This is a genomic window from Paramesorhizobium deserti, from assembly GCF_001558695.1.
GTDB lineage: Bacteria > Pseudomonadota > Alphaproteobacteria > Rhizobiales > Rhizobiaceae > Paramesorhizobium > Paramesorhizobium deserti.
On record NZ_LNTU01000037.1, the window covers coordinates 354546 to 367361 of the forward strand.

Annotated in this window: 11 protein-coding genes; 8 read left to right on the forward strand and 3 right to left on the reverse strand. The window is 60.9% G+C overall.

What is annotated here, in order from left to right:
- Positions 1-4 precede the first annotated feature (4 nt).
- Positions 5-547: a flavin reductase family protein gene (locus ATN84_RS20405; protein WP_244491149.1), complete on the reverse strand. Its 543-nt coding sequence runs from the start codon at positions 545-547 to the stop codon at positions 5-7.
- Positions 547-1704, reverse strand: a complete 1158-nt coding sequence (locus ATN84_RS20410) for an LLM class flavin-dependent oxidoreductase (protein ID WP_068884114.1) — start codon at positions 1702-1704, stop codon at positions 547-549. The genes ATN84_RS20405 and ATN84_RS20410 overlap by 1 nt, the downstream gene beginning before the upstream one ends.
- Positions 1705-1811: 107 nt before the next feature.
- On the opposite strand from ATN84_RS20410, the gene ATN84_RS20415 reads away from it, so the two are divergent.
- On the forward strand, positions 1812-2516 hold the full coding sequence (locus tag ATN84_RS20415) for a GntR family transcriptional regulator (RefSeq protein WP_068884116.1): 705 nt from the start codon (positions 1812-1814) through the stop codon (positions 2514-2516).
- A 9-nt stretch (positions 2517-2525) separates the two neighbouring features.
- A complete protein-coding gene (locus tag ATN84_RS20420) occupies positions 2526-3638 on the forward strand; it encodes a Gfo/Idh/MocA family protein (protein ID WP_068884118.1) in 1113 nt (370 codons plus the stop codon).
- 62 nt (positions 3639-3700) lie between these two features.
- Here the strand turns inward: ATN84_RS20420 and ATN84_RS20425 are convergent, their stop codons facing one another.
- Positions 3701-4735 carry a LacI family DNA-binding transcriptional regulator gene (locus tag ATN84_RS20425; RefSeq protein ID WP_068884119.1) on the reverse strand — a complete coding sequence of 345 codons (1035 nt, stop codon included), beginning with the start codon at positions 4733-4735 and terminating at the stop codon, positions 3701-3703.
- Between the two features lie 144 nt (positions 4736-4879).
- On the opposite strand from ATN84_RS20425, the gene bglB reads away from it, so the two are divergent.
- From bglB to ATN84_RS20455, 6 genes are all read left to right on the forward strand, one after another.
- Positions 4880-5983: a beta-galactosidase BglB gene (bglB, locus tag ATN84_RS20430; RefSeq protein WP_068884121.1), complete on the forward strand. Its 1104-nt coding sequence runs from the start codon at positions 4880-4882 to the stop codon at positions 5981-5983.
- Entirely contained in the window at positions 5980-6816 is an 837-nt protein-coding gene (kduI, locus tag ATN84_RS20435; RefSeq protein ID WP_068884123.1) for a 5-dehydro-4-deoxy-D-glucuronate isomerase, read from the forward strand. Before bglB ends, kduI begins: the two co-directional genes overlap by 4 nt.
- Positions 6813-9341, forward strand: a complete 2529-nt coding sequence (locus tag ATN84_RS20440) for a hypothetical protein (protein WP_425287432.1) — start codon at positions 6813-6815, stop codon at positions 9339-9341. Before kduI ends, ATN84_RS20440 begins: the two co-directional genes overlap by 4 nt.
- Before the next feature lie 78 nt (positions 9342-9419).
- Positions 9420-10685 (forward strand): ABC transporter substrate-binding protein, encoded by a 1266-nt coding sequence (locus ATN84_RS20445; protein WP_068884126.1) that lies wholly within the window; start codon positions 9420-9422, stop codon positions 10683-10685.
- Positions 10686-10733: 48 nt separating this feature from the next.
- The gene (locus ATN84_RS20450) at positions 10734-11759 is read left to right on the forward strand and encodes a carbohydrate ABC transporter permease (RefSeq protein WP_082766405.1); all 1026 of its coding nucleotides are present in this window, start codon (positions 10734-10736) and stop codon (positions 11757-11759) included.
- A complete protein-coding gene (locus tag ATN84_RS20455; protein ID WP_068884128.1) occupies positions 11759-12811 on the forward strand; it encodes a carbohydrate ABC transporter permease in 1053 nt (350 codons plus the stop codon). Before ATN84_RS20450 ends, ATN84_RS20455 begins: the two co-directional genes overlap by 1 nt.
- The last annotated feature ends 5 nt before the right edge of the window (positions 12812-12816 follow it).

A 12816-nucleotide genomic window follows, 5' to 3' on the forward strand; every position in this document is an offset into this window, starting at 1 on the left:
TCGTTCAGACCGTGCGGGCAAAACGTCCGAAGCTGCCGCGCAAAAAGCATAAGGGTTCCCCCTCCCGATGCGCCGCACGCAAAACCCTGCCGATGACGATGGAATGGTCGCCTGCATCGTAAATCGTCGAACGGACGCATTCGAACCGCGCCAGCGTTTCCGGAATAACCGGCGCTCCTTCCTCGTTGCAATCCCACTCAAGCCCCGCAAAGCCGGCGCCGCCCCTGGTGAACCGGACGCTCAGATCATTCTGATCAGCACTCAGCACATGAATGGCATAATAATCGGCCGCGGTGAAAAGATCATGCCGGGTCGAACTTTTTGCCGGAGACCAGAGCACCAGCGGCGGATCCAGTGAAACGGAGGCGAAGCTGTTGACCGTCATCCCCATGGGACCATGCGGCCCCAGCGCTGTCACGACCGTAACGCCGGTCGTGAAGCTTCCGAGCGCGTCGCGGAAGCTTCGAAAATTGGCCGGCTCAGGGACAAACAGATGTTCACTCCGCCCGGACATGTCGCCGCCTCTCGCCGCTCCGACGCGTTCCATCAATGACGCTCCCCAGTGCCGAGCGGCGTTGCCGGCATTTGCGCCGGCACCCGACCGTAGACATGCGGCAGGGAGCAGGTCTTGAGCTGCGGCAGCACTTTCGTGCCGAAGTGCTCGGCTTCCGCGAGATGCGGATAGCCGGACAGGATAAAGGCGCGGATACCCATCTTGCGATAGGCCTCCAATTCGGTGAGAATCTGGTCGGTGGAACCGACAAGGGCCGCGCCACAGCCGGAGCGGGCCCGTCCGATGCCCGTCCAGAGGCGCGGCTCGACATAGCCATATTGATCCGCGAGCTCGCGGGCGCGAGCCTGATGCGCCACACCGAGCGAAGTGCTGTCGTGGGCGCGAGCACGGATCAGCTTGCCATATTCGTCGTCCAGCCTGGAGACGAGATGCTCGGCATATTCACGCGCTTCCTTTTCCGTATCGCGAACGATCATGTGAACGCGCAGACCATAATCCAGCGTGCGCCCGTGCGCGGCGGCCCTTTCATTGACGGCCCGCATGCGCCCGGCGAGTTCTTCCTTGGTTTCCGGCCACATCAGATAGACGTCGCACTGCGCGCCGCAGAGTTCCAATGCATCAGGCGAATAGCCGCCGAAATAAAGAAGCGGCCCGCCATTCTGCTGATAAGGCCGCGCCGGATCGGTCGGCACGCCCTTGAAGTGATAGACTTCCCCTTCGAAATCGATCGTCTCACGGGTCCAGGCCTGGCGAAGGATTTCCACGACCTCGTGACTGCGCTGGTAGCGAAACGCGCTGTCGGCCTTTTCACCGGGAAAATCCGAGCTGATGATATTCAGCGTCAGGCGCCCTTTCAGCATATGGTCGAGTGTCGCCACGGTGCGCGCCAACATGATCGGCTGCATTTCACCGCAGCGGACCGCCGCCAGGAAATTGATACTATCGGTTAGGGGCGCACAGCCGGCGACGAAGCTCAGCGTATCCTGGCCCACCTGATAGGAGGACGGGCAGAGAATATTCCTGAAGCCAAGAGCCTCGGCCTTCCTCACAATCGAGGAGCAGTGCTCGAAGCTTGACCGCAGCGAACCGTCCGGTACGCCAAGATAGGCGTAATCATCGGAGCAAAGCGCCGAAAACCAGGACACTTCCGCAGCGTCGAGATCGCCGGATGTGACTGGAACGACAGTCATGGATTTCTCCTCGCAGCGCAATTTTTCTCTTGCGTAACATCGGCATTGATATAAATCAATAGTGTATCAATTTTTCCATCTTCGGTCACGGACACTGAAAAGTGGATATGAATCAACCGCCTGGAAGTCTTCCGGTCTATCTGCAGATCGTCGAATTATTGGTTCGAGACATCGCGGCGAACCGGCTGATTGACGGTGAAAAGCTGCCGCCGGAGCGGGAGATGGCGGCGGAGATGGGCATTGCCGTCGGCACGTTGCGCAAGGCGCTGGCGGAATTGCAAAGCCGCGGGCTTCTGGAGCGCGTGCAGGGTTCCGGCAACTACGTCCGCGCGATCAGCGATCCGCAGAGCGTCTATGCGATGTTCAGGCTGGAGCTCATTGGTGGCGGCGGCCTGCCCACGGCGGAAGTTCTGGATATCGCGCGGCTCGCCAAGCCTTCGGACCTGCCGGACTTCGGCAGTTCGACCGAGGCGCATCGCATCCGCCGCATCCGGCGGCTTTCCGGCAAACCGGCGGCGCTTGAGGAGATCTGGCTCGACGGGAGCTATGTCGAAGCAATGGACATAAATGACCTCTCGGAATCCCTCTACCTCTATTACCGCAAGAAGCTCGGGTTGTGGATCGTCCGGGCGGAGGACCAGGTGGGACTGGGCAAGGTTCCGGAGTGGGCGCCGCCCGTCTTCGGCCAGCCTGCCGGTGCACCGGTTCCGCTCGTTACGCGTGTAAGCCAGGCGCGGGACGGCGCCCGTGCCGAGGTCTCGCGCACCTGGTTCGATCCCGAAATTGCCCGCTACGTGGCGCGCCTCAAATAGGAAGAAGATATGGCCAGGCTGAATTACGGCATTATCGGCTGCGGGATGATGGGCCAGGAGCACCTGCGCAACATCGCCCTTTTGCAAGACGCCACCGCTGCGGCGATCCTCGAACCCGATCCAGTGATGCGCAAGGCAGCCGCCGAAGCCGCGCCCGGCGCCGTCATGGCGGGATCGATCGCCGAACTGCTGGCCGTGAAGGCGGTGAATTGCCTGCTGATCGCCAGCCCGAACTATCTCCACCTCCGGCAACTGGAGGAAATCGCTGCAATCCGTCCCCTGCCGGTTCTGGTGGAAAAGCCATTGTTCACCGCCCCTGAAGATACCCTGCGGCTGGCAGCACTCAGGGCCGCCTACCCCGCTCCCATCTGGGTGGCGATGGAATATCGCTATATGCCGCCGGTTGCGAGCATGATCGATGAGGCGGAGACGGCGACCGGCGGTATCCGCATGCTGACGATCCGCGAGCACCGTTTTCCTTTCCTGCAAAAAATCGGCGACTGGAACCGCCTCAACCGCAAAACAGGTGGTACGCTTGTCGAGAAATGCTGCCATTTCTTCGATCTGATGCGTCATATCCTGCGATCGGACCCGGTGCGCGTCATGGCGTCGGGCGGGCAATCCGTGAATCACCTTGATGAGGTTTATGGCGGAGAGCGCTCCGATATCTGGGACAATGCCTATGTCATCATCGACTTTGCTTCCGGCGCACGAGCCATGCTGGAGCTCTGCATGTTCGCCGAGGGGTCACGGTATCAGGAGGAAATCTCGGCAATCGGCCCGACCGGCAAGATCGAATGCCATGTGCCAGGTCCGGGCCGCTTCTGGCCGAAACACCTTGGAGAGCCGCCGGTCGCCCAGGTCATCGTTTCGCCGCGCGATCCGAAGGGACCGAAGATGGTCGAGATACCGGTCGACCCGAAATTGCTTGCCGCCGGTGATCACAACGGCTCGACATTCTATCAGCACCAGCGCTTTCAGCGGGCAGTATTGGGGGTTCAACCGGTCGAAGTCACCCTTGAGGACGGTTGGTGGGCGGTTGCCATGGGCATTGCCGCGCAGGAATCCGCTGTAACCGGCAAGGCGGTCGATCTCGCCTCCGTCCGCTATGGGGTGCCCTGATGATCAAGCGGCGGCACTTCGACCCCGGCAGGTTCGGGCGCGCAAGCATCAGTTCCGCCGTGTCAGGCTGCTGCCGTGGACTGGCGTTCGACGATATGACAGGCGAGCTCGATGCGGCGCGCCGGAGCGGCATGGCTGTTGACCTCACCAAGCAGAAGATCGAGCGCCGTGGCGCCGATATCCCGCATCGGAATGTGCACCGAACTGAGCGGCGGGTCGTAGAAAGCCGCCTGGGGCAGATCGTCCATGCCCATCACCGAGACATCCTGCGGCACGCGGTAGCCAGCTTTCTGCAGGCCGAGCATCGCGCCCGCTGCGAGGCTTTCGCCCGCCGTCAGCACGGCGGAAAAATCAAGGCCACGTTCGGCGATGCGCGCGCCGATGGCATCGGCCGCAAGTTCGGGCAGCCAGTCCTGCACTTCCACGATCAGGTCCCTGAAGTCTTTGGCGTCATGGGCCAGCATGGCGTCCTGCCAACCCTCGAAGCGCCGCTCGATGGTGCGCCGGCCGCGACGCATGAGGAACAAGATGCGCTCATGGCCGAGGCGCTGCAGGTATTCCGTGCCCATGCGTGCGGCGGAACGGTTGCAGGGCGTGACGCTCGAAAGTCGCATCAGGGGATCATCGCCGTTGACCAGGACGACCGGCTTGCCAAAATCGCGGGTGAGCGCCAGCACTTCCTCGTCATCAAGGGTCAGGAACAGGAATCCGGCGACGCTTTCATCATCGAGCGCTCGCTGCAGCGCGCCGATACCCTGTGCGTCACCGGAGACGGGTTGCGTGACGATTTCCACGCCAAGAGTTTCGGCACGCTGGTGCAGCCCTTCAAGAACCTGCGCGGTGAATTGATTGCGCACATAATCGATCATCGCGACGCTGCTGGCCGCCAGGATCACCTTTTTGCCAGCAACGGAGGACGGAACGGAATAATTCAACGCCTTCGCCATCTCGATGACCCGGGCACGGATTTCCGGCCGGACGCCTTTTTCACCCGCCAGCGCACGCGACGCGGTGCTGAGCGAAACCCCGCAGCGTGCCGCAATATCATCCAGCCTGACCTTGCGGCTGGGCTTGCCGCGCTTGCCGGTCGTGTCCATGGCGCCTGTCCTCCGAAAACGGTAGGCGGAAAACTGCAAAAAAATTTCAGATTGCGCAATAGAAATTCCTATGTCACCAATTTCAAAAAGCTGCCGGCCAATGCGAGGTGCGCATCGACGGCTGGAATTGGGAGGAAATGCGGGATGCTGCCAGACGGCCGCGCTTTGCGTGAACGCTTGAAACTGCTCGTCGCGGGCATGATGAGCCTGCGTCATGTAGGGCAGTATCACGAGCCCAATCTGGACGGCACGCCCGGCGATTATATCAGTTTCAATTCATGGGAATGGCCGCAGGGCATCGGTCTCTACGGTCTTGTGCGGCTCTCGCAACAGACGGATGACAAAGCGCTGAAGGCGCTGGTGGAGAACTGGTATGCCGACCGCATCGCCGAGGGTCTGCCGGTGCTCAACATCAATACCACGGCGCCGATGCTTGCCCTCTCGCTTCTGTGGCGCGAAACCCGCGATCCGCGCTGGGCCGCCGTCATGGACGATTGGGCCAACCGGATCCTGACGGAAATGCCGCGCACTCCGGAAGGCGGTCTGCCGCATATCGTTTCGGACAAGATCAACGACCGCGAATTGTGGGATGATACGCTCGTGATGGTCGGGCTGTTCCTCGCCTCATACGGTCAGGCCGGCGGCCGCCGGGAGCTCGTCGATGAAGCCTGCCATCAGTTCCTCCTGCACACACGCTATCTTGCCGATCCGCAATCCGGCCTTTGGTTCCACGGTTGGACGTTCGATGGCCGGCATAATTTCGCCCGGGCGCTCTGGGGCCGCGGTAATTGCTGGATCACGCTCGGCATTCTCGATCTGATCGAACTTGCGGATATTCCCACCCCGATCCGCACTTTCCTTCTCGGCGTCCTGGAAACGCAGATCGAGGCTCTGTTGAAACTCCAGGCGCCGTCGGGCGCCTGGCATACACTGCTCGATGACCAATCCTCCTACGAGGAAATCTCCGCGACCGCCGGTTTCGGCTATGGCCTTCTGAAGGCGGCCAGGCTCGGGCTCGGTCCGGCGGGCTGCCTCGAGGCAGGCATGCGTGCGCTCAACGTGCTGCTTGCCAATATCGATGAGACAGGAACCGTCTCGAATGTCTCCTACGGCACGCGGATGGGGCACGACCTGCAATTCTACAAGGACATCCCGATCCAGCCGACCGGCTATGGCCAGGCGCTGGCGATCCTGTGCCTGACCGAAGGCCTGAAGCATACCGGCATTGCAGCGGAGATGGCGGCATGACCATGCGCATCCTTTACGGCGTCTCGCCGAACGACATCCCCTCCTTCGACACGAAGAGGCTAAGGGCGGAGTTCCTGATCGAGGGGCTCTTCACGCTGGGCCGCATCGAATTCGCCTACACCCATGTCGACCGCATGGTCATCGGTGCAGCATGCCCGGCGGAGACGCCGCTCAGCTTCGGCGACGGCGCGGATGTCGGCACGCCGCTCTTCTTCACCGCGCGCGAGATGGGCATCGCCAATCTCGGAGATGCCGGCAGGATCACCGTCGACGGGCAGGAATTCGCCCTTGCCAATCGCGATATCCTCTATATCGGCCGCGGTGCGGAGAAGATTACGCTTGCAAGTGATGACCCGGCCAAACCGGCCCGCTTCTACTTGAACTCCGTGCCCGCTGGCCGCGATATCCCGCACCGCCTGATCACCAGGGACGAAGCCAAGCCGCTCGATCTTGGCGAGGACAGCCGGTCGAACAAACGCCGCTTGCGGATGTACATCCACCCGGAGGTCGCCCCCTCTTGCCTGCTGTTGATGGGGATCACCGATCTCGCCCCCGGCAGCGTCTGGAACACCATGCCGCCACATCTCCATGAGCGGCGCATGGAAGCCTACTGCTATTTCGATCTCGCGGAGGCCGACCGCGTCATCCATCTGATGGGCCGTCCGGACGAGACGCGCAATCTCATCGTGGCGAATGGCGACGTGGTGCTCTCCCCCGCATGGTCGATCCATATGGGCGCCGGCACCGGGCCGTATGCCTTCGTCTGGGGCATGACCGGCGAAAATCAGGCCTATACCGATGTTGCCCCCGTTCCCGTGGCGGATTTGAGATGAATATGGCTGTGACCCCTGCTGCTGATATCGACTATCTCCGCCGCCCGCTCGGCGAAGGCATGCCGCTGACCTATTGGCAGCTCGGCGCCACTGATGAAGAGCGCTATGACGTGCCGGACCAACCCATGAAGGGGGAAATGGATCCCTTCTTCTTCCTGACCAAGCACAAGAACTTCATTCCGCACGAATATCCCTGCCGCACCGCTTTCGCTGCCGAGCGGCGCGGCAAGCGCCCACACGTTACAGGGGCTTTCAGCCTGTCGCGTTTCTGGCTGCCCTTCGCCTCCCCGCGTGTCGATCTCTCCGGCTTCTGGTTCCGCCCGATTGTGATCAGCACCTGGGCGCGGACGATGATTACGGTCAAGGAAGCCAGATCGGCAACGCTGAGGCTCGGCACCTGCGGCGGAGCAGTGCTTTTCGTCAACGGAGCGGAAATCGGCTGGATGGCCGATTATGTCCGCAATCTGGAAGCCGAAAAGGAATTTTCTGTCGAGTTGCAGGCCGGCGAAAACGAGATCACGATCTTCTTCGATGATCTCGCCGAGCGTGACGCGCGCTACTTCTTCCAACTCGATTATGTGTCAGGCCCGAAAGCAGAGCAGGCGCTGCCGGTGCCTGTTCGAGCCAAGATGGCGGCTGAGATCGAAGCTGCTCTCGACAAGATGCATTTCGAACGGCCGGTTTATCGATCGGGCGAGGTGGCGCTTGTGACGTCTGCCGCGCTTTCCGTGGATGCCAGGGCGGAGGTCACGATCGCCGGCGATTTCATGTCGCGCGAAGAACCGATGAAGATCGTACGCGACCTGCAGGCGGGCAAAACCCGCATTATTGTTGGCGAGACGGATACGCTGCCCTCAGATTTCCGGCATTTCCATGTTGATTTGTCGATCGGCGGCTTTACCGCATCACGCGTTTTCGGCGTCGAAATCTGTCACACCGAACGGCAGGGTAAGGCGGCTGCCAACATTGCCGACCGCATCCGCGAAACGCTGGATGAGATTTCGGTCCATGGCGAACCCGACAATGTGACGGCGCTTGCCCGTCTCGGCTCCGGCCGGTTTGGCCCGGAAACCGACCGGATGATCGCCGATACGCTGCCGACCATCGTGGATTGTCATGACTGCGCCGACTTCGCGCTGGTACCGCTTTTGTGGTGCCGGATCGTTTATGAGTCCAATATCGCGCCGGCAGTGGTCGCTGATATTGACGAGGCAATCCTGTCCTATCGCTACTGGATGGATGAACCGGGTAACGACGTACAGTGGTATTTTTCCGAAAACCACGCGCTCCTGTTCCACACCGCCGCTTATCTCGCCGGCGCGCTTCTGCCGGAGGCGCGGTTCAAGCGTTCGGGGCGGACTGGTCGCGAGCAATCAGCTGTCGGCCTCTCCCGTGTTCGCGCCTGGCTCGATCACTTCGGGAAATGGGAGATGGCCGAATTCAATTCCGCGCCCTATTTCCCGATCGATCTCAAGGGGCTGACAGCGCTCTTCGTGTTGGCCCCGGATGCAGATGTCCGTGAACGCGCCCGCAACGCCATCCGCCGGCTTATCACGATCATTGCCCGTTCCGCCCATCACGGTATCCTGACCGGGGCGCAGGGACGTTCTTATGAACACACCCTGCGAGCCGCCGGCTCGCTGGAGCTTTCCGGCATCGCCCGCCTCATCTGGGGAACCGGCAATTATGGCCGACGGGTTCACGCACTGCCGCAAATGGCGCTTTGCCTGCGCGATCGAGGACTGCATATCCCGTCAGAGCTTGCAGCTGTCGCCGATTGGCGGACTGACCAGGCGCAGGAATGGTGCTTCGCCCAGGGGCAGGACCGTATGGCCCGTCTCTACCATTACAAGACGCAGGCCTATTCGATCGGCACGGCGGCACATTACCGCTGGAACGAATGGGGCTATCAGGAAACGGTCCTGCACATCCGGCTCGGCGACAATCCCGATGCGCAGGTCTGGATCAACCATCCGGGCGAGACGATCCATTCAGGCTATGGACGTCCGTCCTACTGGGGCGGGTCGGGCAGTCTGCCGCGCCTCTGGCACTATCGCGGCCTCGCGGTAATGATCTTCGAATGCGCGCCGGAACAGCCCGATTTCACCCACGCCTGGTTCCCGCGGCAGGTTTTTGACGCCTCGATAATCTCGGGCGAAACGGCAGTGGCGCGATCCGGAAACGGTCTGCTGCTGCTGAAAGGCAGCGCACCCTTCGAACTGGTTGGCGAGGGGCCGACAACCGGCAACGAGATCAGACTGCCGGGACGCAAGGCGACATGGATCATCCGGCTGGGCGATGCCAAACGGGACGGTTCGGAAGATACCCTTGCCAACAGTTTCGCAGACCTCTCTCTTTCGCCGGGCGAGAACGACGGGTTCGTCATGAATGACCCGGAGTATGGTCCTGTCGTCTTCCATGCGGATGGCCGCATCACCGCCGAGGGTAAAGTGCTGGATCCAGCCGAGTGGAGCGTCGAAGGCATGGTTAAGCAGCTTCCACCAGGTCCGCTCGGTTCCGGGTGACGGAAGAATAAGGCGGCTATCTGGGAGGGCACCGCCGAATACAACTGACGGATCGACCGTTCATCGAAGGAGGAGACGATGATGAGTAGCAGGACAATTCTCGCGGCAGCCGGTCTGGTGCTGTTTTCAACGACGGCAACGTGGGCCGGCGATGTCCGCATCATGTGGTATTCGGATGGCGTCGAAGGAGAGGTCTTCAAGGACCTGATCAAGCGGTTCGAGAAGGAAAATCCGGATATTCACGTCACCGTCGACGAGGTGGCGTATTCGACCATCAAGGAGCAACTGCCGGTCCAACTCGCGGCCGGTCACGGTCCGGATATCGCCCGTGTCACCAATCTGAAGTCGCTCTCGCAATATTGGCTCGACCTGACGCCATATCTGAAGGACGTCGATTTCTGGAAGAAGAATTATGGCGACCAGCTCGACTGGATGCGTCCCGACGGGTCGGATATCATTCCGGGCTTCATGACGCAGATCACCCTGACCGGCGGCTTCGCCAACAAGACGCTGTTCGAGCAGGCCGGCGTCCCGCTTCCGGGCGAAGGTGCGATCTGGGAGGATTGGGTCATGGCCGCCAAGAAAGTGGCTGACAGCCAGCAGATCCCCTACCCGTTCGCGATTGATCGCTCCGGCCACCGCATCACCGGTCCGGCGATCTCCTATGGCGCCAATTATATCGGTGCCGACGGTACGCCGGCGCCGCTCGACGACGGGGCCAAGAAGTTCATCTCGGATCTGGTCGGCTGGACGAAAGACGGCATTGCCGAGAAGGACGTCTGGGTTTCGGCCGCCGGCACGACCTATCGTCCGGCTGCCGACGATTTCATCAATGCGCAGGTGGCGTTCTACTATGCCGGCTCCTGGCAGATCCCGAACTTCATGACCAAGATCGGCGATGCGTTCGACTGGGTTGCGACGGGCAGCCCGTGCGGCCCCGCCGCCTGCACCGGCATGCCGGGGGGCGCCGGACTTGTCGCGATGAAGGCAACCAAAAACCCGGAGGACGTGGCCAAGGTGATGGATTACCTCGCCTCCTCGCCCGTCGCGAAGGAATTCTCCGAACGGACGCTATTCCTGCCGGCAAACAAGGAAGTCCTTGCCGGCGATCTCGATTTCAAGACCGACAGCCAATTGGCCAAGGACGCGTTGAAGATCTTCGTCAAAGCCACCTCGACGACTGCGCCAGAGGCCCAGGAGCTTCCGGGCTGGAAGTGGTCGGACACCTATTATGGCGCGCTTGTAAGCCGTGTCGGCCAGGTAATGGCGGGCGAACTTTCCCTTGATGAAGCCTATAAGCGTATCGACCAGGATATCGCCGATAAGGTCAAAGAAGCGCAGTAAGCCGGTTCCGCCGGCGCGCCACGCGCGCCGGCATCGGAGATGGTGTGAATGGCTGACAATCGAAAAGGATTCCGAAGCACTGCCGGCTCGCTGGTGTTGGCTGCTGTCGAGCGTATCATGGGGATCATCGATATCCCCCTTCGAGGACTGCAGAAGGTTGCAGGCCGAACAGGCATGGCGGCATTCTTCCTGCTGCCCAATATGGCCGTCTTCACGATCTTCGTGCTGATCCCCTTCGTCATCAATTTCGTCTATTCGATGACGGGCGGAGCGCAGATATTCCTCGATCAGCGCCGGTATGTCGGCCTTGACCAATATCGCCAGATATTCTCCTGCACCGATTATCTCGATCCGAACAGCTGTATACAGGACGGCTTCTGGATTGCGGCAGGCAACACGGCATGGTTCGTCGTCATCCAGGTGGCGCTGATGATATTGGTCTCGCTCATCACCGCCATCATCCTCAATCGCGAGATTGTCGGCCGCAGTTTCTGGCGCGCTGTCTTCTTCTTCCCGGTTCTGCTGTCGCCGGTCGTCGTCGGTCTCATCTGGCGCTGGATCCTCGACCGCCAGGGCCTTTTGAATTTCATCCTCTATGAGGCCTTCGGCTCGGAGCCATTCAACTGGCTGACCGATCGTACCACCGCCTTCGCAGCAACCATCGGCGTATCCGTCTGGGCACATATGGGCTTCTACACACTGATCCTGCTTGCCGGTTTGCAGGCAATCCCGAAGGACCTCTACGAGGCCGCTCAAATGGACGGCACATCCCGTTCCCGCGTCTTCCGGCGAATCACGCTGCCGCTCCTGATGCCGAACCTTGTCGTGGTTCTGGTGCTGGCGCTTATCCGCGCCGTGCAGGTCTTTGACGAAGTCTTCGTGCTGACCCATGGCGGGCCAGGCACCAGCACCATGTACCTGATCCAGTACATCTACGAGACGGGTTTTGCCTCGGAGCTCAGGAACCCCGGGCTTGCCGCGGCCGCATCGATCCTGATGGGCGCCGTTTTGGTGGTGCTCACCCTCATGCAGATGGCGGCCTCCCGCCGCAAAGAGAAAAAGGGAGAACGCTGATGTCGACAGTCTGGCAATTCATCACCCGCCGGCGTGGTGGCGAGGGCTGGCACTGGACCGACATCGCCACCTGGGTATGGCTGATCGGTGGACTGATCGTCATGTTCGGCCCAGCCGTCTGGCTGACCCTTTCCTCCTTCAAGTCGCCAGCCGCCCTTTCCAAATTTCCGCCGACGATTCTGCCCTATGTAACACAGGAGGTCCGCGTAGAAGGTTTCGACAAGGCGTTGCCACTCTATGAGGTAAAGCTGCCGGACGGAACCAGCGTCAATCTGGCCGAAAAACGGCGCATTGGCGTCATCGCCCAGATGATCGATCCGAAGAATCCGGAAACGGTCCACAAGATCAATATCAACGACCGCAAGCCGGTGGATATGCTGGAGTTCGCGACGTCCAACTATACGGAACCGTTCCTTCAGTTCGATTTCCTGCGCTATCTCTGGAACTCGGTCTTTGTCACCGTGATGGCGACCATCATCACGCTGGCGATCAATTCGATGGCCGCTTTCGCGCTGTCTAAATACAAGTTCCGCGGCCAGAACCTGATCCTGATCATCATCGTGGGAACATTGATGGTGCCGCTCGGCGTCATCATGGTGCCGCTCTATTCGGTCGTCTCGGCCCTCGGGCTCTTCAACAATCTCTGGGGCGTCATCCTGCCGACGGTCGCAACGCCGACCGGGGTGTTCCTGCTGCGCCAATACATGCTCACCATCCCCGACGAACTGATCGATGCCGCCCGCATGGACAAGGCATCGGAATGGCAAATCTATTGGCGCATCGTCCTGCCGCTCGCAGCACCAGCGCTGGCGGTCCTCGCAATCTTCTCCGTCGTCTGGCGCTGGAACGACTTCCTCTGGCCACTAATCGTGCTCAGCCGCTCGTCGCTCTACACGCTCCAGGTCGGTCTCAACGTCTATGCCGGCCAGCTCAATGTGCAGTGGCAGTACATTCTGGCGATGACGGTTGTCACCATGATCCCCGTCATTCTCGTCTTCGTTTTTTTGCAGAAATTCATCGCTCGCGGGATCGCCACGTCGGGTCTGAAGTAGGGGGT

What these genes read in the sequence shown, in the direction of transcription:
- ATN84_RS20405 (WP_244491149.1), bottom strand. Translation starts at nt 547, where the DNA reads ATGGAACGCGTCGGAGCGGCGAGAGGCGGCGACATGTCCGGGCGGAGT.
- ATN84_RS20410 (WP_068884114.1), bottom strand. Translation starts at nt 1,704, where the DNA reads ATGACTGTCGTTCCAGTCACATCCGGCGATCTCGACGCTGCGGAAGTG.
- ATN84_RS20415 (WP_068884116.1), top strand. Translation starts at nt 1,812, where the DNA reads ATGAATCAACCGCCTGGAAGTCTTCCGGTCTATCTGCAGATCGTCGAA.
- ATN84_RS20420 (WP_068884118.1), top strand. Translation starts at nt 2,526, where the DNA reads ATGGCCAGGCTGAATTACGGCATTATCGGCTGCGGGATGATGGGCCAG.
- ATN84_RS20425 (WP_068884119.1), bottom strand. Translation starts at nt 4,735, where the DNA reads ATGGACACGACCGGCAAGCGCGGCAAGCCCAGCCGCAAGGTCAGGCTG.
- bglB (WP_068884121.1), top strand. Translation starts at nt 4,880, where the DNA reads ATGCTGCCAGACGGCCGCGCTTTGCGTGAACGCTTGAAACTGCTCGTC.
- kduI (WP_068884123.1), top strand. Translation starts at nt 5,980, where the DNA reads ATGACCATGCGCATCCTTTACGGCGTCTCGCCGAACGACATCCCCTCC.
- ATN84_RS20440 (WP_425287432.1), top strand. Translation starts at nt 6,813, where the DNA reads ATGAATATGGCTGTGACCCCTGCTGCTGATATCGACTATCTCCGCCGC.
- ATN84_RS20445 (WP_068884126.1), top strand. Translation starts at nt 9,420, where the DNA reads ATGATGAGTAGCAGGACAATTCTCGCGGCAGCCGGTCTGGTGCTGTTT.
- ATN84_RS20450 (WP_082766405.1), top strand. Translation starts at nt 10,734, where the DNA reads ATGGCTGACAATCGAAAAGGATTCCGAAGCACTGCCGGCTCGCTGGTG.
- ATN84_RS20455 (WP_068884128.1), top strand. Translation starts at nt 11,759, where the DNA reads ATGTCGACAGTCTGGCAATTCATCACCCGCCGGCGTGGTGGCGAGGGC.